This window comes from Paracoccus sediminilitoris (assembly GCF_003259195.1).
In the GTDB taxonomy this organism is placed as follows: Bacteria; Pseudomonadota; Alphaproteobacteria; order Rhodobacterales; family Rhodobacteraceae; genus Paracoccus; species Paracoccus sediminilitoris.
In genome coordinates this window covers 1-19,050 of record NZ_QJPK01000019.1, presented here as the reverse complement: position 1 = coordinate 19,050, position 19,050 = coordinate 1, and the positions used below count along the sequence as shown (strand labels likewise).

At 63.7% G+C, this 19,050-nt stretch carries 20 protein-coding genes and 1 tRNA gene; 15 read left to right on the top strand and 6 right to left on the bottom strand.

Annotated features, from left to right (window positions below; genetic code table 11):
* Positions 1-28: 28 nt before the first annotated feature.
* From trxB to DKT70_RS13325, 4 genes are all read left to right on the top strand, one after another.
* Positions 29-1,012, top strand: coding sequence for a thioredoxin-disulfide reductase (gene trxB, locus DKT70_RS13340; protein WP_111559610.1), 984 nt, complete (start codon positions 29-31; stop codon positions 1,010-1,012).
* A 226-nt stretch (positions 1,013-1,238) separates the two neighbouring features.
* Positions 1,239-2,948 (top strand): bifunctional sulfate adenylyltransferase/adenylylsulfate kinase, encoded by a 1,710-nt coding sequence (locus tag DKT70_RS13335; protein ID WP_111559609.1) that lies wholly within the window; start codon positions 1,239-1,241, stop codon positions 2,946-2,948.
* A 108-nt stretch (positions 2,949-3,056) separates the two neighbouring features.
* Entirely contained in the window at positions 3,057-4,493 is a 1,437-nt protein-coding gene (locus DKT70_RS13330) for an MFS transporter (protein WP_111559608.1), read from the top strand.
* A 16-nt stretch (positions 4,494-4,509) separates the two neighbouring features.
* Positions 4,510-5,301, top strand: a complete 792-nt coding sequence (locus DKT70_RS13325) for a TolB family protein (RefSeq protein WP_158530052.1) — start codon at positions 4,510-4,512, stop codon at positions 5,299-5,301.
* Here the strand turns inward: DKT70_RS13325 and DKT70_RS13320 are convergent.
* Both DKT70_RS13320 and DKT70_RS13315 read right to left on the bottom strand, forming a co-directional pair.
* Positions 5,288-5,515 (bottom strand): DUF1150 family protein, encoded by a 228-nt coding sequence (locus DKT70_RS13320; protein ID WP_111559606.1) that lies wholly within the window; start codon positions 5,513-5,515, stop codon positions 5,288-5,290. The two genes, DKT70_RS13325 and DKT70_RS13320, sit on opposite strands and share 14 nt — an antisense overlap.
* A gap of 10 nt (positions 5,516-5,525) precedes the next feature.
* Positions 5,526-5,936, bottom strand: a complete 411-nt coding sequence (locus DKT70_RS13315; RefSeq protein WP_072297227.1) for an Hsp20 family protein — start codon at positions 5,934-5,936, stop codon at positions 5,526-5,528.
* A gap of 219 nt (positions 5,937-6,155) precedes the next feature.
* On the opposite strand from DKT70_RS13315, the gene DKT70_RS13310 reads away from it, so the two are divergent.
* Genes DKT70_RS13310 through DKT70_RS13295 form a run of 4 tightly spaced genes read left to right on the top strand, consistent with a single transcriptional unit; the run spans position 6,156 to position 8,387 of the window.
* Complete coding sequence (locus DKT70_RS13310; protein WP_111559605.1) at positions 6,156-6,374, top strand: YdcH family protein; 219 nt, start codon at positions 6,156-6,158, stop codon at positions 6,372-6,374.
* A gap of 57 nt (positions 6,375-6,431) precedes the next feature.
* Positions 6,432-6,917: a 5-(carboxyamino)imidazole ribonucleotide mutase gene (purE, locus tag DKT70_RS13305; protein WP_111559604.1), complete on the top strand. Its 486-nt coding sequence runs from the start codon at positions 6,432-6,434 to the stop codon at positions 6,915-6,917.
* On the top strand, positions 6,910-7,944 hold the full coding sequence (locus tag DKT70_RS13300) for a 5-(carboxyamino)imidazole ribonucleotide synthase (protein WP_111559603.1): 1,035 nt from the start codon (positions 6,910-6,912) through the stop codon (positions 7,942-7,944). Before purE ends, DKT70_RS13300 begins: the two co-directional genes overlap by 8 nt.
* Positions 7,941-8,387 carry an NUDIX domain-containing protein gene (locus tag DKT70_RS13295; RefSeq protein WP_111559602.1) on the top strand — a complete coding sequence of 149 codons (447 nt, stop codon included), beginning with the start codon at positions 7,941-7,943 and terminating at the stop codon, positions 8,385-8,387. Before DKT70_RS13300 ends, DKT70_RS13295 begins: the two co-directional genes overlap by 4 nt.
* Before the next feature lie 30 nt (positions 8,388-8,417).
* Here the strand turns inward: DKT70_RS13295 and purF are convergent, their stop codons facing one another.
* The 3 genes from purF to radA form a co-directional block, all read right to left on the bottom strand.
* Positions 8,418-9,905 (bottom strand): amidophosphoribosyltransferase, encoded by a 1,488-nt coding sequence (gene purF, locus DKT70_RS13290; protein ID WP_111559601.1) that lies wholly within the window; start codon positions 9,903-9,905, stop codon positions 8,418-8,420.
* Positions 9,906-10,032: 127 nt separating this feature from the next.
* The gene (locus DKT70_RS13285) at positions 10,033-10,620 is read right to left on the bottom strand and encodes a CvpA family protein (RefSeq protein WP_072297233.1); all 588 of its coding nucleotides are present in this window, start codon (positions 10,618-10,620) and stop codon (positions 10,033-10,035) included.
* A gap of 42 nt (positions 10,621-10,662) precedes the next feature.
* Entirely contained in the window at positions 10,663-12,039 is a 1,377-nt protein-coding gene (gene radA / locus DKT70_RS13280; protein ID WP_111559600.1) for a DNA repair protein RadA, read from the bottom strand.
* A gap of 173 nt (positions 12,040-12,212) precedes the next feature.
* On the opposite strand from radA, the gene DKT70_RS13275 reads away from it, so the two are divergent.
* The 4 genes from DKT70_RS13275 (at position 12,213) to DKT70_RS13260 (ending at position 15,112) form a co-directional block, all read left to right on the top strand.
* Positions 12,213-13,478, top strand: coding sequence for a lipoprotein-releasing ABC transporter permease subunit (locus DKT70_RS13275; RefSeq protein WP_233490580.1), 1,266 nt, complete (start codon positions 12,213-12,215; stop codon positions 13,476-13,478).
* The gene (locus DKT70_RS13270; RefSeq protein ID WP_111559599.1) at positions 13,471-14,136 is read left to right on the top strand and encodes an ABC transporter ATP-binding protein; all 666 of its coding nucleotides are present in this window, start codon (positions 13,471-13,473) and stop codon (positions 14,134-14,136) included. The genes DKT70_RS13275 and DKT70_RS13270 overlap by 8 nt, the downstream gene beginning before the upstream one ends.
* Before the next feature lie 148 nt (positions 14,137-14,284).
* Entirely contained in the window at positions 14,285-14,614 is a 330-nt protein-coding gene (locus tag DKT70_RS13265; protein ID WP_158530050.1) for a c-type cytochrome, read from the top strand.
* A gap of 3 nt (positions 14,615-14,617) precedes the next feature.
* The gene (locus tag DKT70_RS13260; RefSeq protein ID WP_233490579.1) at positions 14,618-15,112 is read left to right on the top strand and encodes a phosphatase PAP2 family protein; all 495 of its coding nucleotides are present in this window, start codon (positions 14,618-14,620) and stop codon (positions 15,110-15,112) included.
* Here the strand turns inward: DKT70_RS13260 and selD are convergent.
* On the bottom strand, positions 15,109-16,170 hold the full coding sequence (selD, locus tag DKT70_RS13255; RefSeq protein ID WP_199559600.1) for a selenide, water dikinase SelD: 1,062 nt from the start codon (positions 16,168-16,170) through the stop codon (positions 15,109-15,111). The two genes, DKT70_RS13260 and selD, sit on opposite strands and share 4 nt — an antisense overlap.
* 167 nt (positions 16,171-16,337) lie before the next feature.
* On the opposite strand from selD, the gene tig reads away from it, so the two are divergent.
* The 3 genes from tig (at position 16,338) to DKT70_RS13240 (ending at position 18,375) form a co-directional block, all read left to right on the top strand.
* Positions 16,338-17,672 (top strand): trigger factor, encoded by a 1,335-nt coding sequence (gene tig / locus DKT70_RS13250; RefSeq protein ID WP_111559644.1) that lies wholly within the window; start codon positions 16,338-16,340, stop codon positions 17,670-17,672.
* A 158-nt stretch (positions 17,673-17,830) separates the two neighbouring features.
* Complete coding sequence (locus DKT70_RS13245) at positions 17,831-18,253, top strand: DUF1489 family protein (protein ID WP_111559596.1); 423 nt, start codon at positions 17,831-17,833, stop codon at positions 18,251-18,253.
* Positions 18,254-18,301: 48 nt separating this feature from the next.
* Positions 18,302-18,375 (top strand) — tRNA-Gly (locus DKT70_RS13240).
* Positions 18,376-19,050: the final 675 nt, after the last annotated feature.

Here is a 19,050-nt window from a genome sequence, read left to right as displayed (position 1 = left end):
CATGCACAAACCAAGATTGGGGCGCAAGATGACCGAACGCACGCATGTGAAACTTTTGATCGTCGGATCGGGTCCGGCCGGCTATACCGCTGCTGTCTATGCGTCGCGGGCCATGCTGGAACCGATGCTGATCCAAGGGATGCAGCCCGGCGGGCAGCTGACCATCACCACCGAAGTCGAGAACTGGCCCGGCGAGACCGAGATCCAGGGCCCCGAACTGATGGTCAAGATGGAGGCTCATGCCCGCGCCATGGGCGCCGAGATCGTGACCGACATGGTCACCGCGCTGGATCTTCAGCAGCGTCCCTTTACCGCCACCTGCGACAGCGGCCGCATCGTGACGGCCGATGCGGTGATCCTGGCGACGGGTGCGCAGGCACGCTGGCTGGGCCTGCCGTCCGAGGAGAAGTTCAAGGGCTTTGGCGTCAGTGCCTGTGCGACCTGCGACGGCTTCTTCTATCGCAACCGCGAGGTCGTGGTGATCGGCGGCGGCAACACCGCGGTCGAGGAGGCGTTGTTCCTGACGAAATTCGCCAGCAAGGTGACGCTGGTTCATCGCCGCGACAGCCTGCGTGCGGAAAAGATCCTGCAGCACCGCCTGATGAACCATCCCAAGGTCGAGGTGATCTGGAATCACCAGCTGGAGGAAGTGACAGGCGTCGACACGCCGATGGGCGTGACCGGGGCGGTGCTGAAATCCACCGTCGATGACAGCACGCGCCAGATCGCGGCCGACGGCGTCTTCGTGGCCATCGGCCATGCGCCCGCGAACGAGCTGGTCAAGGATCAGCTGGAACTGCACAATGGCGGCTATGTGAAGATCGAGGCGGGCAGCACCCGGACCTCGATCCCCGGCGTCTTTGCGGCGGGCGATCTGACCGACCACACCTATCGCCAGGCCATCACCAGCGCCGGCATGGGCTGCATGGCGGCGCTGGACGCGGAACATTTCCTCGCGGCGCAGGACGGCGTCGTGACCGCGCCTGAACAATTGGTCGTGGGCATCGCCTGACCGCGACTGGCGGGGTTTCGACATGGACGGGGCAGGGGCGGTGATCCGCCTCTGCCCCGTGCCGTTTGAACCATGCCACCGGCTGTTGCAAAGAACCGCGCAATACCCTCAAAAAGCGTTTTCCCAGACTTGAATATCGCTTTCAGGGCTTGTATGCCGCCTGCAAGTCACGCGACCCCAAGGGCCTGCGTGGTCATTTGTCTCATGTAATCACCAGGTTTCGCACATGACCAATCCGAACCAGACCCCGATCCCCGAGCTTTACGTCTCGGAAGCTGCCGCCGCCGCGCTGAAGGACGAAGCAGGCAACATGCCCAGCTGGGATCTGACCCCGCGCCAGATCTGTGATCTGGAACTGTTGATGAATGGTGGGTTCAACCCGCTGAAGGGCTTTCTGACCCAGGCCGATTACGACGGCGTCGTCAGCGACATGCGCCTGACCTCGGGCGCGCTGTGGCCGATGCCGATCAACCTGGACGTGTCCGAGAAATTCGCCGAAGGGCTTGAGCCGGGCACCGACATCGCGCTGCGCGACCAGGAAGGCGTCATTCTGGCAATCATGTCGGTCACCGACAAATGGGTGCCGAACAAGTCGCTGGAAGCCGAAAAGGTCTTCGGTGCCGACGATCTGGCCCACCCGGCCGTGAACTATCTGCACAACACCGCCGGCCCCGTCTATCTGGGCGGTCCGGTCAAGGGTCTGCAGACGCCGACGCATTACGATTTCCGCGCGCGCCGCAACACGCCGAACGAATTGCGCACCTTCTTCAAGAAGCTGGGCTGGAACCGCGTCGTGGCCTTCCAGACGCGCAACCCGCTGCACCGCGCCCACCAAGAGCTGACCTTCCGCGCCGCGCGCGAAGCCCAGGCCAACCTGCTGATCCATCCGGTCGTCGGCATGACGAAGCCTGGCGATGTGGACCACTTCACCCGCGTGCGCTGCTATGAGGCGGTGCTGGACAAGTATCCGGCCGCCACGACCAACCTGTCGCTGCTGAACCTGGCCATGCGCATGGCCGGCCCGCGCGAAGCCGTCTGGCATGGCTTGATCCGCGCCAACCACGGCGTGACGCATTTCATCGTTGGTCGCGACCATGCCGGCCCCGGCAAGAACAGCCAGGGCGAGGATTTCTATGGTCCCTATGACGCGCAGGACCTGTTCCGTCAGTACCAAGACGAAATCGGCGTCGAGATGGTGGACTTCAAGCACATGGTCTATGTGCAGGAACGCGCCCAGTACGAACCGGCAGACGAGATCGAAGAGGGCGTGACCGTCCTGAACATCAGCGGCACCGAACTGCGCCGCCGCCTGCGCGAAGGGCTGGACATCCCGGAATGGTTCAGCTTCCCCGAAGTGGTGCAGCAGCTGCGCCGCACCTCGCCCCCGCGGGCCCAGCAGGGCTTCACGGTCTTCTTCACCGGCCTGTCCGGTTCGGGCAAGTCGACCGTCGCAAACGCGCTGATGGTCAAGCTGATGGAGATGGGTGGCCGCCCCGTGTCGCTGCTGGACGGTGACGTGGTCCGCAAGCACCTGTCGTCGGAACTGGGCTTCAGCAAGGAGCACCGCGACATCAACATCAAGCGCATCGGCTATGTCGCGTCCGAGATCACCAAGAACGGCGGCATCGCGATCTGCGCGCCCATCGCGCCCTACACCGCGACCCGTCGCGCCGTGCGCGAGATGGTCGAGGCCGGCGGTGCCTTTGTCGAGATCCACATCTCGACCCCGCTGGAGGAATGCGAGCGTCGCGACCGCAAGGGTCTCTACAAGCTGGCCCGTGAAGGCAAGATCAAGGAGTTCACCGGCATCTCGGACCCCTACGAGGAACCGCAGAACCCCGAACTGACCGTGGACACGACCAATATCGACGTCGATGCCGCCGCCCACCAGGTTCTGTTGAAACTGGAAGCCATGGGTCTGATCGGCCTCAGCTGATCGATCTCCAGATGATGCGACGGCCCCGGTGCGAGACCGGGGCCGTTTCGCGTTCGGAACCAATCCAGCCGGGGTCGGTTCGACAGCAGCCCGTCGCAAGAGGATCCCATGACAAGCAGCCGAGACACGAATTCCGGGGTCAATCCCTGGTTCACCGCCGCATTGTTGCTGATGGGCAATTTCATGAACCTGATCGATGTCAGCATCGTGAACGTGGCGCTGCCGTCGATCCAGAAGGACCTTTCGGCCAGCCCGACGCAGATCGAATGGGTCTCGGCGGCCTATGTGCTGGCCTTTGCGGTTGGATTGCTGCCTTGCGGGCGCTTTGGGGACAAGCTGGGGCGCAAGCGGCTGTTCATGCTGGGCGTGTCGCTTTTCACACTGGCATCCGTGCTGTGCGGCCTGGCGCCCAGCATCGGCGTTCTGATCGGGTCGCGTGCCCTGCAGGGGATCGGCGGGGCCATGATGGTGCCGCAGGTTATGGCCATCATGCATGTCATTTTTGCCCCCGAACAGAAGGCCAAGGCCTTCGCGCTGGCGGGCGTCATCGTCAGCCTTGGCGCCGTCACTGGCCCGCTGCTGGGCGGATTTCTGATCACGGCGGATATCAACGATCTGGGCTGGCGCCCGATCTTCCTAGTCAACCTGCCGGTGGGGGTGCTGGTGGTGCTGGCCGGACTGAAGCTGATCCCACGCATGTCGTCGTCGCGCACGCTGGCGATCGATTGGTGGGGGGTGGGGCTGTTCGCGCTGACCATCACCCTGATCGTCCTGCCCGTGGTCGAAGGCCCGTTGCTGGGATGGCCGCTATGGTGCCTGGCGCTGATGGCCCTGTCGCTGCCGATGGCGGTGCTGTTCGTGCGTCGACAGATCGCCCTTGCAGCAGCCGACCGGGAACAGCTGCTGCCTGTGCAGTTGATGCGTGACGGCGGGTTCATGTCGGGCGTGACCATCGTGCTGATGCATTTTTCGGCCATCCCGGGAATGTTCCTGATCCTGGCCATCTATCTGCAGACGGGGTTCGGTTTCACGCCGATGCAATCAGGAATTGCGACCGCGCCCTTCCCGTTGGGCATCATGCTGGGCAGCTGGATCACCGGTCGTTTCGGCACGCGCCACCTGACCGGACGCATCGCGCTTGGCGCGGGTCTGTTGGTCATCGGGATGCTGTATCTGCGTCACGTGACCGGCAACCCACCGACCGAGATGCGCCTGACGACATTGGCGCCACCGCTGGCGCTCAACGGTTTCGGGATGGGGCTGGCCATTTCCCCCCTGTTCCAGATGGTCCTCCGCAGCGTGCCCGACAAAATCGCGGGCGCGGCAACAGGGGGCATGCAGGCGTTCCAGCAGGTGGGCGCTGCCATCGGCATTGCCATCGCCTCCAGCTTGTTCTTCGTCCAGCTTCAGAGCGGCCAGGATAATTACGCTGCAGCCATGCATTTCGCCCTGACCTATCAGGTGGCGGTGTTTACGGCGATCCTGCTGGTGCTGGGGGTGCGGACGCTTGTCCTGCGCCGCCGTCAGCCTGCCATGGCAGCCTGACATGTGGCGCTCATCCTTGGAGGTTCATCATCTGGACAGCGGTCGGACCGAGGTCATCTGGCAGGATGACATGCTGTTCGAGGCGCCGAACTGGCATCCGGATGGCTGGTTTCTGGTCAATGCCGAAGGCGGGCTGTTCCGGGCCGACCGCACGGGTCTGACGCCGATCCCGCTTGGGTTCGGCGAACGTTGCAACAACGATCACGGATTTCTGCCCGATGGCCGGATCATCCTGTCGGCCCATGATGGCACGGGGGCAGGGATGCATATCTTCGACGGGCGGGCGACGACGCGGATCGGATTGCCACGACCCAGCTGGTGGCACGGGGTTCATGGCAGCCTGCTGACCTATCCCTGCGTCAGGAATGGCGATCGCGTCGTCAGGATCGCCACCTATGATATGGACAGCCAGGTCGAAACCATCCTGACGCCGGGCGCGGCCCATCATGACGGGCCTGATTTCTCGGCCTGCGGAAAGCATATCTGGTTCAATTCGGATGCGACGGGACATGCTCAGATCTGGCGGATGCGGCGGGATGGCAGCGATGCCGCGCCCGTTTTTCGCGATGAGAACGTGAACTGGTTTCCCCACCCATCGCCCTGCGGAAATCATGTGGTGTTTCTGGTTTATCCACCCGGAACGGAAGGGCATCCGCGCGACGTGGCGGTGCAGGTTCACGCGATGTCGCCCGATGGATCGAACCGGCGCAAGCTGTTCGATCTGTTTGGCGGGCAGGGCACGATGAACGTGCCCTGCTGGTCGCCCGACGGCCGGGCGTTCGCCTATGTCAGGTTCAGTGAACGCTGACCGGCTGCAATTCGTTCTGGCGGGCGATGGTGAAGGCCAGGTTGCGGTCGCGGACCAAGGCAAGACGCTCGCCCTCGACGTCGTGGACGGCATACATGGCGCTGACGCCTTCCAGCTTGTCCTGAACGTCCTGTGGCAAGCTGCTGGTGGCGACCTTGCGGATATAGACGGTCTGCGCGTGCTGGCTGTCGCCGAAATCAAATTTGGTATCCATGGTGATCCCCTTACTTGCGGCTGATCGGAATGGTCTGAACGACCTGTTCGGGCTGGACCCTGCGCAGATCGATATGAAGAAGCCCGTTTTCCATCGCGGCCGAAATCACCTCGACCCCGTCGGCCAGCACGAAACTGCGCTGGAAGGCGCGTGCGGCAATGCCGCGATGTAGGAAGACACGGTCTCCCTCGGCTTCGGGCATGCGACCCCGGATCACCAACTGGCGATCTTCGGTCGTGACGCCCAGATCCTCTTCGCGGAACCCTGCCACGGCCAGGGTGATCCTGAAGCCGTCGGGTGCCATGTGTTCGATGTTATAGGGGGGATACCCCTCGCCGCCCTTTGCGGCCCGTTCGGCCAGCCGCTCCAGCTGGTCGAAACCCAACAGATAGGGGTGCGACCCCAACGAAATTTTCGTCATCTCAGCCCTTTGCCTTCAAGCGACTGTTCGTCACCCCGGTCCCGCTGATCGGCGACCGGGGTCATGGGTTCAATATGTGAACGCATGACCGATCTTGCAAGAACTTCACGATCTGCATGCCCATGACAGTGCAAAACAGACCCGGCGTGACGCATGATTCTGTTAACATGAATCGCTTTTGCGGCTATAAAGGGGAAAAACAACGGCACCTTCGATCACATGAATATCCAGCACTCCATGAACCATGACGACATCTGCCGCGCACGCCTGGAAGCGTTGCGCTGCGAGCATCGCGACCTGGACGAGGCGATCGCCGCCCTGCACGGGCAGCAACTGCCGCCCTCGCTTGCGCTCCAGCGGCTGAAGAAGCAGAAACTGTCGCTGAAGGACCGCATCGCCCGTCTGGAGGACGAACTGACGCCGGACATCATCGCCTGATTGCGACCCGCCCCGTGGCACGCTATGCGATAGCCAGCAAAAATTTGGGGGCAAGCGATGGAAACACCGGTGGGAATCATCATGGGCAGCCAGTCGGACTGGCCCACCATGCGCGAGGCTGCGGCCATTCTGGACCAGTTGCAGATCCCCTATGAGGCACGGATCGTCAGTGCCCACCGAACACCCGACCGGCTTTGGGAATATGGCAGGACCGCTGTCGATCGCGGCCTGAAGGTCATCATCGCGGGGGCAGGCGGCGCGGCCCACCTGCCAGGCATGATGGCATCGAAGACCCGCGTGCCGGTGATCGGGGTTCCTGTCCAGACCAAGGCGTTGTCGGGGGTCGACAGCCTCTATTCCATCCTGCAAATGCCCAAGGGTTATCCTGTTGCCACCATGGCCATCGGTGCGGCCGGTGCTGCCAATGCCGGGCTGATGGCGGCGGGTATCCTGGCCCTCGGTGACGCCGAACTGGCGCAACGCCTGGACGACTGGCGCGCGGCGCTGTCGGCATCGATCCCGCAGGAGCCGCGCGATGAATGATGTGCGCACCGTTGGCATCCTGGGCGGTGGCCAGCTGGGCCGAATGCTGTCCGTGGCCGCCAGCCGCCTTGGCATTCGCTGCCATATCTTCGAACCTGGCGCATCACCTGCGGGCGACGTTGCCTGGCGGGTGACCCAAGCACCATACGAGGATGAAAACGCCCTTCGCGCCTTTGCGGATTCGGTGGACGTCATCACCTATGAATTCGAGAATGTTCCGACTTCGGCATTGGATCTGCTGGAGAAAATCCGTCCTCTTCATCCTAACCGCAGGGCGTTGTCTGTGTCCCAGGACCGGATGACGGAAAAGACCTTCCTGAACGAAATCGGCTTGTTCACCGCGCCTTTTGCCGACGTCCCCGATCAGGCTTCTCTGACCGAGGCCATCGACCGGATCGGCCGCCCGTCGATCCTGAAGACCCGGCGGATGGGCTATGACGGCAAGGGCCAGGTCAGGATCGGCGACGGCCCGGCGGAATGGACCGGCGCGCCCTCGGTCCTGGAAGGTTTCGTCAATTTCACCGCCGAGATCAGCGTCATCATCGCGCGCGGGACGGACGGGCAGGTGGCGGCCTTCGATCCCGGCCTGAACGTCCACCGGGACGGCATCCTGCGCACGACCACCGTGCCCTGTGGGTTACCGGCACGCGTCACGACCGACGCTGTGCTGAACGCCGCGCGCATCGCCAATGCGCTGGACTATGTCGGTGTGATGGGGGTCGAGTTCTTCGTGACGCCGGCCGGCCTGATCGTGAATGAATTCGCGCCGCGGGTTCATAATTCGGGCCACTGGACGCAGGCGGGATGCGTGGTCGATCAGTTCGAACAGCATATCCGTGCCGTGGCCGGCCTGCCCTTGGGCGACGGCAAGCGATACGCGGATGTGGTCATGGAAAACCTGATCGGCGATGACATGGACCGCGTGCCGGACCTGCTGGCGACGCCGGGTGTTCAGGTGCACCTCTATGGCAAGGGCGATCCGCGGCCAGGCCGCAAGATGGGCCACGTCAACCGGGTCGGGGGATGAGGCCCGCGCGCCCACGTCTGGCGGTTCGCGCCGCCATCCTTCATCGGGACAAGTTGCTGATGGTGAACGCCTATCCCGGGCAGAAATCCGACCTGTGGTGCCTGCCCGGCGGCGGGGTCGAACCCGCACAGTCCTTGCCACAGAACCTGCAGCGCGAGGTGACCGAGGAAACCGGGCTGACCGTCAAAGTCGGTCCGCCGATCCTGATCAATGAATTCCACGACCCCGGCGGCCGCTTTCATCAGGTCGAACTTCATTTCCGGGCAACGCTGGACGGCCCCGATACAATTACCTTGGCCGACCCCGAGGGCGTGGTGAACCGCTTCCGGTGGGTGACGCGCGATCAGCTGGCGCGGCTGCGACACAAGCCGGACGGGCTGGCGAATGCGGTCTGGGGCGATCAGTTCGCCCATTACGATCCGCTGGAAGCCATCATCATGTGAAAAGGGCGCGCCGATCGGCGCGCCCTTTCATCATTCCGCTGCCTGGACGTCCGTTTCGGATCCCGGCTTCATCTGGAAACCGCGTTCCATCTGGTCGAAGGGGGCGACCGGGTAATCCCCCGAGAAACAGGCGTCGCAATATTGCGGGCATTTGGCATCGCGTCCCTGCGCTTCACCGACGGCCCGATAAAGACCATCCAACGACACGAAAGCCAAGCTGTCCACGCCAATCCACTGGCGCATTTCGTCAGGGGTCATGTTCGCCGCCAACAGCTTGTCGCGGTCGGGGGTGTCGACGCCATAGAAACAGGGCCAGGCGGTGGGGGGCGATGCGATGCGGAAATGCACCTCGGCCGCGCCGGCATCCAGGATCATGTCCTTGATCTTGCGGCTGGTGGTGCCGCGCACGACGCTGTCATCGACCAGCACCACGCGCTTGCCCGCGATCAGGGCGCGGTTCACGTTCAGTTTCAGACGGACCCCCATGTTGCGGATCTGCTCGGACGGTTCGATGAAGGTCCGGCCCATATACTGGTTGCGGATGATCCCCATGCCGTAGGGAATGCCCGATTCCTGCGCGTAACCGATGGCGGCGGGGGTGCCGCTGTCGGGGACGGGGCAGACCAGATCAGCCTCGACCGGGGCTTCGCGGGCCAGTTCGACGCCGATCTGGCGACGGGTCTCATAGACCGAGCGGCCGCCGATGATGGAATCAGGGCGCGAGAAATAGACATGTTCAAAGATGCAGAATCGGCCCTTGGACGGCCCGAAGGGGCGCGAGCTTTCGATCTTGCCCTTCGAGATGACAACCATCTCGCCCGGCTCGATCTCGCGGATGAACTCGGCGCCGATGATGTCCAGCGCGCAGGTTTCCGACGATAGGATATAGCCATCCTCGCCCACACGCCCCAGGACCAGCGGGCGGACGCCCAAGGGGTCGCGCACACCCATCAGCTTGGTGCGGGTCATCGCGATGACGCTGAAGGCGCCTTCGATGCGGCGCAGCGCATCCTTCATCCGTTCGGGAATGTTGCGCTGGATCGAACGCGCCATCAGGTGGATGATGCATTCGCTGTCGCTGCTGGACTGGAAGATCGATCCGCGCTCGATCAGCTCGCGGCGCAGGGCGGCGGCATTGGTGATGTTGCCGTTATGAGCGATGGCCGAACCGCCCATGTGGAATTCGCCAAAGAAAGGCTGCACGTCGCGGATGGCGGTCGCGGCCTTGGTGCCGGCCGTCGAGTAGCGCACATGGCCGATGGCCAAAGAACCGGGCAGGGTGGCCATCAGTTCGGGCTTGGTGAAGTTGTCGCGGACATAGCCGAAGCGATGGGCGCTGTTGAAGCCGTGTTCGGGATCATGGGCGACGATGCCGCCGGCCTCTTGGCCCCGATGTTGCAAGGCGTGCAATCCAAGAGCCACGAAATTGGAGGCATCGGCCACGCCGATCACACCGAAGACTCCGCATTCTTCATGCAGTCGGTCCGAATCGAACGGATGGGCCAGGAAGGGTTTCATGGGCACGTCCTGAGGTCTGGGGGCATATGGGGGGGTATGTAGTCGCAGCGTCGCATAAAGTCACGCCCCCGCAAACCTGCGGGGGCGCTTTTTCGTCATCAGGCTGTCGCAAACAGGTCGCGCTGCCTCAGTTGGTCGCAGCCGGGCTGACGGTCTCGCCGGACGAAGTGCAGGCCATGACCATCTGTTCGTAACGGTTGACGATCCAACCCGGCGCATCGGCGGGGATCTGTTCGTCCATCTGGGTGCGCATGCGTTCGAAGACCTGCGCCGAGCGGGAATTTTCAACCATCGGAACGGTCTGGCTGGTCATCACGCGGTCATAGACGATGAAGGCGATCGCCACCAACAGGACGCCGCGCGCCACGCCGAACAGGAACCCGATCCCCTGGTCGATGCCGCCCACGGCCGAACGCTGCACGACCGATGAAAACAATGGCGTGATGATCGAGAAGACCACCAGTGCCAGCGCGAAAACGACCGCGAAGGCCGCGATCGTGGCCAGTTCGCAACTGTCGCCCATGAAACGGTCAAGAACGGGGATCTGGGCGATCATCGGGCGGACGGTTGGCGCGAACAGGAAGGCCAGCACGGCGGCGGCGATCCACCCCAGGATGGCCAGCGATTCGCGGACGAAGCCGCGCGACCACGCCAGAATTGCCGAGAGGATGATGACACCTGCCACCACCGCATCGATGATCGTAAATCCGTCCATAGACCTGCCTCATGCGCCGGTTGTTCATGTATTACAGGTGCTTCAGCCGGCGCCGAAAATGTCACCCACAAATCCCGTCAGGTCGGTCACGCGCCGCAGCGTCGTACCGCCCTTCTTGTCGTCGCCGGCCTCGACCTTCTGGCCCTCCGGCAAAATCGCTTGTGAAAAACCAAGTTTCCGCGCTTCTTTCAACCTGTTTTCGGCCTGCGCCACGGGACGCAGCGCGCCTGACAGGCTGATTTCGCCGAAAAGTACGGCCTCGGGGGGCAGGGGATTGTCTTCGCGTGCGGAAAGCAGCGCGCCCGCGATGGCCAGGTCGGCGGCGGGTTCGACGACCTTCATGCCGCCCGCGACGTTCAGGAAGACATCGAGGCCCGCGAAGGGAATGCCGCAGCGCGCCTCGAGGACGGCCAGGATGGTGCTGACGCGGCCGCTGTCGAGGCCCACCACCGTGCGGCGCGGGCTGGCCAAGGTGGATGGGGCGACCAGGGCCTGGATCTCGGTCAGGACGGGGCGGGTGCCTTCGATGCCAGCAAAGACCGCGCTGCCGGCGATGGGCTGGCCGCGTTCGGACAGAAACAGCGCCGAAGGGTTCGTGACCTCGGCCAGGCCGCTGCCCGTCATCTCGAAGACGCCGATCTCGCCCGATGGGCCAAAGCGGTTCTTGACGCTGCGCAGGATGCGGAACTGGTGGCCCCGTTCGCCCTCGAAATAGATGACGGTGTCGACCATGTGTTCGACGACGCGGGGGCCGGCGATCTGGCCTTCCTTGGTAACGTGGCCGACCAGGATCACGGCCACGCCGCGGCGCTTGGCGAAGGTCACCAACTCATGGGCGGCGGCGCGGACCTGCGCCACGCTGCCGGGCGCGGCCTCGACGGTGTCGGACCACAGCGTCTGGATGGAATCGATCACCACGACGTCGGGGCGTTCCGCGTCCAGCGTCGTCAGGATGTCGCGCAGGTTGGTTTCGGCGCCAAGACGCATCGGGGCCTCGGCCAAGCCGAGGCGAACGGCGCGCATGCGGACCTGCGCGCTGGCTTCCTCGCCGCTGAAATAGATGGCGTTGAGGCCGCGCATCGAAAAGGCGGCCGCCGCCTGCAGCAGCAGCGTGGATTTGCCGATGCCCGGATCGCCGCCGACCAGCAATGCCGATCCGGGCACAAGCCCGCCGCCCAGCACGCGGTCCAGTTCGTCCATCCCCGAAAGGCTGCGCGGGGGCGGCGGTTCGGTGGTCGACAGCCCGGACAGGGGAACCGCGCGTCCCTTGTGTGCGCCCAGACCGCGACCGGGGCCTTGTGACAGGGGGGCCTCTTCGATGATGGTGTTCCATGCGCCGCAAGCGTCGCAGCGTCCGGCCCATTTCTTGTGGGCGGCGCCGCAGGCGGTGCAGGTGAATGCAGACGAGTTCTTTGCCATGCGCCGATATGTGACACCTGGGACCAGCCGTCGCAAGCTGGGTATTTGCGCGTTGACCGGACACTCACGCCATTGTCGGGTTGATCTTTGGCGGACGCGGGGTCAGGGTCTGCGCGGATTTCCAGCAGGCCCAGATCATGTCCAGCCCCAGACCGTTTTCCCGTTTTGAATTCATGATCGCGTGGCGTTACCTGCGCGCGCGCCGGGCCGAGGGCGGGGTCAGTGTGATGACCTGGATCAGCCTGATCGGCATCGCCCTGGGGGTGATGGCGCTGATCGCCACGCTGGCCGTGCGCGCCGGGTTCAGGGCCGAATTCGTGGACACGATCCTGGGCGCGAATGCCCACACGACCGTCTATATGGCGCCCACGCAGATCACCAACGAATATACCGACGACGTTTATGTGGTGCCGGGCAAGATCGAGGACTATCAGGATGCCGCCGCGCGCCTGGCCCAGGTTCCGGGCGTCACGCGGACCGCAGCCATCGTCAAGGGGCAGGTCATGGCATCGGCCAATGACAGCGCCAACGTGGCCGAGGTGTTCGGTGTTTCGGCCGATGACCTGGCGGCCACGCCCCGGATCGTCGATCCGGCGACGTCGCAGGGCGATCTGGCGAATTTCGACCAAGGCATCGCCATCGGCCAAGGCATCGCGCGGGAACTGAACGTGGGGCTGGGCGACCGGATCCGGCTGATCGCGCCGGAAGGGGCGCGCACCGCCTTTGGCACCACGCCTCGGGTCAGTGCCTATGAGGTCACCTTCATCTTCAGCGCCGGGCGCTATGACATCGACCGGACGCGCATCTACATGCCCATCGCCGAGGCGCAGAGCTATTTCAACCGCGAAGGTGTCGCCGACGAGATCGAGGTCTTTGTCGACGACCCCGAGCGGGTGGATGAATGGTCACTGCCGCTGATGCGCGCCATGGGCGATGGCGCGCAGGTCTGGAGCTGGCGCGACGCGTCGGGGTCGTTCCTGTCGGCGCTGGACATGGAAGATGACGTCATGTTCGTCATCCTGTCGGTGTTGGTCCTGATCGCCTCGATGAACATCACCAGCGGTCTGATCATGCTGGTCAAGAACAAGGGCCGCGACATCGGCATCCTGCGCACCATGGGCCTGACCGAGGGGTCGGTGCTGCGCGTCTTCATCCTGTGCGGGGCCTTTACCGGCATCATCGGCACCATCGCCGGGGTGATCCTGGGGGTGGTTCTGGCGCTGAACGTCGACAACATCATGGCGGCGCTGAACGCCCTGACGAATGGCGGCGCCTGGCAGCCCGAGGTGCGCGGCATCTATCGCCTGCCGGCCGACCTGCGGGCCTGGGACATCCTGCGGGCCGTGGGCCTGTCGTTGACCCTGTCCTTCATCGTCACCATCTTTCCGGCGCGTCGTGCGGCGCGCATGAACCCGGTCGAGGCGCTGCGCTATGAATGACGTGTTGAAACTGGAAGCCGTCGGCAAGACCTATGACAAGGCCGGGCCTGCGCCCGTGGCGGTTCTGGACGGGCTGGACCTGTCCGTCGCGCGCGGCGAGGTCGTGGCGCTGGTGGCCCCGTCAGGGGCGGGAAAATCGACGCTGCTGCATATCGCGGGGCTGCTGGACACGCCCGATACGGGCCGGGTGCTGCTGAACGGGCGCGACATGACCGGGTTGCCCGATCGTGACCGGACCGAGGCGCGTCGGCAGGAACTGGGCTTCATCTATCAGTTCCACCACCTGCTGCCTGAATTCAGCGCCGCCGAAAACATCATCCTGCCGCAACTGGCCAATGGCGTGGCCGCACGCGATGCGGCGGCGCGGGCGGACATGCTGCTGGGCCATGTCGGTCTGACCCATCGCGCGACCCATCGCCCGGCGCAGATGTCGGGCGGAGAACAACAGCGCGTGGCCTTCTGCCGGGCCCTGGCCAACGGGCCGTCGCTGTTGCTGGCGGACGAGCCGACAGGAAACCTGGACCCCGAAACCTCGGACAGGGTGTTCGAGGTGCTGATGTCGCTGGCGCGGGAAACCGGGCTCTCGGCGCTGATCGCGACGCATAACCACGCGCTGGCCGAGCGGATGGATCGGGTGGTCCGGCTGGGGCGCAGCTGATCACCATTGCATGGGCACGCCCGGCGTTGCATCCTTGGGACAAGGAAACACAACAACGCGGGGGGGCAGGATGCGGACGGCTTGGATCGCTTTGGCTGGGGGCTTGGGCGCAGCCCTGGTGGTAGCGGCTTGCACGCCACAGGCGCGGGTGGCAGGGGCCGCCGCGGATTACGCCGAAAACTGCGTGGCCTGTCACGGTCCCGAGGGACGCGGAAATGGACCTGCGGCGGTGGGAATGATGCCGCCTCCGCCTGATCTGACACTGCTGTCGCGGCAGAATGAGGGCGTCTTTCCCAAGGCCCGCGTCATGGGGCAGCTGATCGGCAACACCATGGGCCGCAGCGAGGCCCATATGCCCATCTTCGAGGAATTGCGTGACGGGCCGGTCGTGATGTTCGATGACGGCTCGGGCAATCCGGTCGCGACACCGGCGCGCGTCGTCGCGCTGGCCGATTATCTGCAAAGCCTGCAACGCTAGATGATGCGTCCTGCCGTCATCGCCGCCGCGGCATTCCTGGCCGCGCCAGCCGCCGCCGATCCGTTCGAAGATTTCGGAACCACGATGAAATACGGGCTGCCGCTGGCGGCGGCGGTCTGCGCCGCCGATCAGGGCCGCTTCGAGGATTTCGCCATTCGCGGTGCCGCGCAGGCCGTCATCGTGCTGGGGCTGAAGGCGGTCTTCGACGGCAGCGAGTTGGGCACGCGTCCATCGGGGCTGGGGCGCGGGTTTCCCTCGGGGCATTCGGCAGCGGCGGGGTTCGGCGCCGCCGATCTGGCCGGCAAGTGTTTCGATGATCCGGGGCTGGGTGCCGTGGCCTATGGCGCGGCGGGGCTGACGGCGGCCAGCCGGGTGCATGCGGGCGAACACACGCCGGCGCAGGTGCTGGCCGGGTCGCTGATCGGGATCAGCTTTGGCGCGGCCAGCTTTGGTTTCGGGGGCGAGGGCGCCTCGTTCGATTTCGGCCTTCGGTTCTAGACGATGACGACACGCGGGTTCGGGGTGGTTTCGCCAACCTTGCCGATGACGGTGGCATCGTCGAACCCGTGCTTTGCAAAGCACGCCCTGACCTGATCCAGCGCCTCGGGGGTGCAGGCGACCAGCAGGCCCCCGCTGGTCTGCGGATCCGTCAGCAGGGCACGCGCCCCGTCGTCAAAACCCGCGGGCAGCGCCACCCCGTCGCCATAGCTGGCCCAGTTCCGGCCCGATGCGCCGGTCACATGGCCAGCCTCGATCATAGCCTGAATGCCCGCCAACTTGGGCACCGCGCGCCAATCGATATTCAGATCGCGCCCCGATCCGCGCGCCATTTCCAGCGCGTGGCCGCCCAGGCCGAAACCCGTCACGTCGGTCATCGCATGAACGCCCGCGATCGCGGCCAGTTCGGGACCGGGACGGTTCAGCTGCGTGGTCACCTGGATCATCCGGGCATAACCCGCATCGTCCAGCTGGCCCTTCTTCAGCGCCGCGGACATGACGCCCACGCCAAGGGGCTTGCCCATGACCAGCAGATCGCCGGTCTGCGCATCGGCGTTGCGCTTGAGTTTCGCGGGGTCGATCAGGCCAAGGGCCACCAGCCCATAAATCGGTTCGACCGAATCGATGGTATGGCCTCCGGCGATGGGAATGCCAGCTTGGCGGCAGATATCGGCACCGCCATCCAGAACCCGCGCGATGGTTTCGTGAGAGATGGTGTTGATCGGCATGCCGACCACTGCCAGCGCCAAAATCGGCGTCGCGCCCATCGCATAGACGTCGCTGATGGCGTTCGTGGCGGCGATCTGGCCGAAATGGAAGGGATCATCCACCACCGGCATGAAGAAATCGGTCGTGGCCACCAGCGCCTGATGGTCGTTCAGTCGATAGACCGCCGCATCGTCCGAGGTCTCGATCCCGACCAGCAGTTCGGGCGGGACGGGCAGGGCGGCACTGCCGCGCAGCAGACCCGACAGGACGCCGGGCGCGATCTTGCAACCGCAGCCGCCGCCATGGGCAAGGGATGTCAGGCGCGGCTCGGGCATATCAGTCTGGGTCATGTACATCGTTCCTGTGGCGGGCGGTCGTTTCGGGCGCAACATAGACCGGCAGGGGGCCGATGTTCCAGCGTCACCGCTATCTGCTTGCAGGCGAAGGGCACCAAGATTAGAACAGGCGAAATTTTCCGGCCGCCTTATCGGTGGCCCTTCTTGCTATGAGGACGATGATGAACGTCAAGGAAACCCTGAACGACGGCCTGAAGCGTGGGTACCAGTTCACGCTGCCCGCCGCCGAACTGGCCGCCGCTGTCGATGCGAAGCTGAAAGAAGCGCAGCCCGAAGTCGAGATGAAGGGCTTCCGCAAAGGCAAGGTCCCGATGGCCATGCTGAAAAAGCAGTTCGGTCCCCGTATTCTGGGCGACGCCATGCAGGAAGCCATCGACGGCGCCCTGCGCGATCACCTTGAAACGTCGGGCGACCGCCCGGCCGTCCAGCCCAAGGTCGAGATGGAAAACGGCGAGCAGTGGAAAGAGGGCGATGACGTCGTCGTCAACGTCACCTATGAAAACCTGCCCGAGATCCCCGAGGTCGACCTGTCCAGCCTGAAGCTGGAAAAGCTGAGCGTTCCGGCCGAGGAAGCCGCCGTGAACGAGGCGCTGGAAAACCTGGCGAAATCCTCGCAGGCGTTCGAGGACCGCAAGAAGAACACCAAGGCCAAAAGCGGCGATCAGGTGACGATCGACTTCAAGGGCTTTGTCGACGGCGAGGCTTTCGAAGGCGGCGCGGCCGAGGATTACCCGCTGGTCCTGGGCTCGAACAGCTTCATCCCCGGTTTCGAGGATCAGCTGGTCGGCGTGAAGGTCGATGAAGACGTCAAGGTCGAGGTCAAGTTCCCCGAGGAATACGGCGCAGCCCATCTGGCCGGCAAGGACGCGACCTTCGAGTGCAAGATCAAGGCCGTCAAGGCTCCGGTCGATGCCAAGATCGATGACGAACTGGCCAAGAAGTTCGGCGCCGAGGACCTTGACGGACTGAAGAAGCAGATCGCCGAGCGTCTGGAAGCCGAATATGCCGGTGCCGCACGCGCCGTGATGAAGCGCGGCCTGCTGGACCAGCTGGACGAGAAGGTCAAGTTCGACCTGCCGGCTTCGCTGGTCGAAGCCGAAGCCTCGCAGATTGCGCATCAGCTGTGGCACGAAGAAAACCCCGAGGTTCACGATCACAACCACGGTGAGATCGAGACCACCGAAGAGCACAAGTCCCTGGCAGAGCGTCGCGTTCGCCTTGGCCTGCTGCTGGCCGAAATCGGTCAGAAGGCTGAAATCACCGTCAACGACCAGGAAATGACCCAGGCCGTCATGCAGGCCGCCCGTCAGTATCCGGGCCAGGAACGTGCCTTCTTCGAGTTCATCCAACAGAATCAGCAGGCTCAGCAGCAGCTGCGCGCGCCGATCTTCGAAGATAAGGTCGTCGACCACATCGCGGAAAAGGCCGACACTTCGACCAAGACCGTTACCAAGGAAGAACTGGAAAAGGCCGTCGAGGCGCTGGACCAGCTGTGATCCGTCACCTCTGAGATAAATGGAAAGGGCCGCATCGTGATGCGGCCCTTTTTCATGGGGCGCACCCTTGCGCCGGGTCGGGCATCTGCGTTCCATGCATGTCTGATGCCGACCAAGGTCCCTTGAGTTGAACCGGCGCAGAGATTAACTGAGGCGCTATGGACGCGAAACTGCATCTGATGAAATTGTGCGTCGGTGCCGAAGGGCCCGATGATCTGGCTGCATGGCAAAAGCAGCGTTTCGGCAAGGCGCCAGCAATGCACGTGACCCGCATGTGGCCCAAGCGCGAGGCCGAGTTGCTGGATGGCGGCTCGATCTTCTGGGTATTCAAGGGCGTGATGTTGGCGCGTCAACGCATCCTCTCGCTGGACGAAGTGATCGGCCAGGACGGTATCAAACGCTGCGGTCTGGTTCTGGACCGCGATCTGGTGCGTGTGGCGGCGATCCCGCGCCGGGCGTTTCAGGGGTGGCGCTATCTCAAGCCCGAAGATGCCCCTGCGGATCTGCCGAAAGGTCGGCAGGCCGAGGAAGCCTTGCCACCCTCGATCGCCGCTGCTTTGGCCGAGATGGGATTGCGCTGATCCGTTATGCTTGACGGCACCGCAGGCTTGGGTTACCGGAAGGTCAAGGCGGGTGTAGCTCAATGGTAGAGCAGAAGCTTCCCAAGCTTACGACGAGGGTTCGATTCCCTTCACCCGCTCCAGCATAAGTCTCAAGAAAGCTTTTTTCTATAATTGGTTGGCTGACGGCTCCGATGGGAAGCATGTGCTGGCGGGCTGGGAACAAATGGCCAACTTATGCCTATGTCGGGCGCATTATCCCATAGAGTCCCGAAGAAACTCCCGAAGTATGTTCCCGGTTTTTCCCATCCGTCTTTTTCGTAAAGATAGCTAGCTCAGTGAAATCCTGCAGAACTAAAGAGCGTGGGAATTAAACACTTCCAGCTGGCGCGATTGAGCCAGCCCAGTGGCATCTATGCAGGTTCGGCAAACTAAAGGGCAAGTCCAACTGGCCTCGAAGCGGCTATCCTCGAGTTGCAGCTTTATGAAGTTTATCCGTCCATGCCGTTATCACAGGGAGCAACCTTCCCAGTTCCAAGCTTTCGGCAGGCAGCATATGGGCCAAGCAGCTGGCATATGGATAATCTCCCAGGTTCCCTAAGTTGGATAGCTGCGCGATAGTTATCTCTGCCAAATTGCTACCCTTTAGCACCTGCTATGTGGGCAGCATTCCAGTCTGCATTGTGTTTCCAGTAGTTGGCGACAGCGTGGATCGCCCTTGCATGCGAAATGCTGTCGTTGATCATAAGAGGTGACCTGAGACCCGCCTCTCCTCCAGCCATTCGGAGAATCCGCGGGTTGATTTCTGGGGCTACGCG

Coding starts and splice junctions, on each gene's coding strand:
- trxB (WP_111559610.1), top strand. CDS start 29: ATGACCGAACGCACGCATGTGAAACTTTTGATCGTCGGATCGGGTCCG.
- DKT70_RS13335 (WP_111559609.1), top strand. CDS start 1,239: ATGACCAATCCGAACCAGACCCCGATCCCCGAGCTTTACGTCTCGGAA.
- DKT70_RS13330 (WP_111559608.1), top strand. CDS start 3,057: ATGACAAGCAGCCGAGACACGAATTCCGGGGTCAATCCCTGGTTCACC.
- DKT70_RS13320 (WP_111559606.1), bottom strand. CDS start 5,515: ATGGATACCAAATTTGATTTCGGCGACAGCCAGCACGCGCAGACCGTC.
- DKT70_RS13315 (WP_072297227.1), bottom strand. CDS start 5,936: ATGACGAAAATTTCGTTGGGGTCGCACCCCTATCTGTTGGGTTTCGAC.
- DKT70_RS13310 (WP_111559605.1), top strand. CDS start 6,156: ATGAATATCCAGCACTCCATGAACCATGACGACATCTGCCGCGCACGC.
- purE (WP_111559604.1), top strand. CDS start 6,432: ATGGAAACACCGGTGGGAATCATCATGGGCAGCCAGTCGGACTGGCCC.
- DKT70_RS13300 (WP_111559603.1), top strand. CDS start 6,910: ATGAATGATGTGCGCACCGTTGGCATCCTGGGCGGTGGCCAGCTGGGC.
- DKT70_RS13295 (WP_111559602.1), top strand. CDS start 7,941: ATGAGGCCCGCGCGCCCACGTCTGGCGGTTCGCGCCGCCATCCTTCAT.
- purF (WP_111559601.1), bottom strand. CDS start 9,905: ATGAAACCCTTCCTGGCCCATCCGTTCGATTCGGACCGACTGCATGAA.
- DKT70_RS13285 (WP_072297233.1), bottom strand. CDS start 10,620: ATGGACGGATTTACGATCATCGATGCGGTGGTGGCAGGTGTCATCATC.
- radA (WP_111559600.1), bottom strand. CDS start 12,039: ATGGCAAAGAACTCGTCTGCATTCACCTGCACCGCCTGCGGCGCCGCC.
- DKT70_RS13275 (WP_233490580.1), top strand. CDS start 12,213: ATGATCGCGTGGCGTTACCTGCGCGCGCGCCGGGCCGAGGGCGGGGTC.
- DKT70_RS13270 (WP_111559599.1), top strand. CDS start 13,471: ATGAATGACGTGTTGAAACTGGAAGCCGTCGGCAAGACCTATGACAAG.
- DKT70_RS13260 (WP_233490579.1), top strand. CDS start 14,618: ATGCGTCCTGCCGTCATCGCCGCCGCGGCATTCCTGGCCGCGCCAGCC.
- selD (WP_199559600.1), bottom strand. CDS start 16,170: ATGACCCAGACTGATATGCCCGAGCCGCGCCTGACATCCCTTGCCCAT.
- tig (WP_111559644.1), top strand. CDS start 16,338: ATGAACGTCAAGGAAACCCTGAACGACGGCCTGAAGCGTGGGTACCAG.
- DKT70_RS13245 (WP_111559596.1), top strand. CDS start 17,831: ATGGACGCGAAACTGCATCTGATGAAATTGTGCGTCGGTGCCGAAGGG.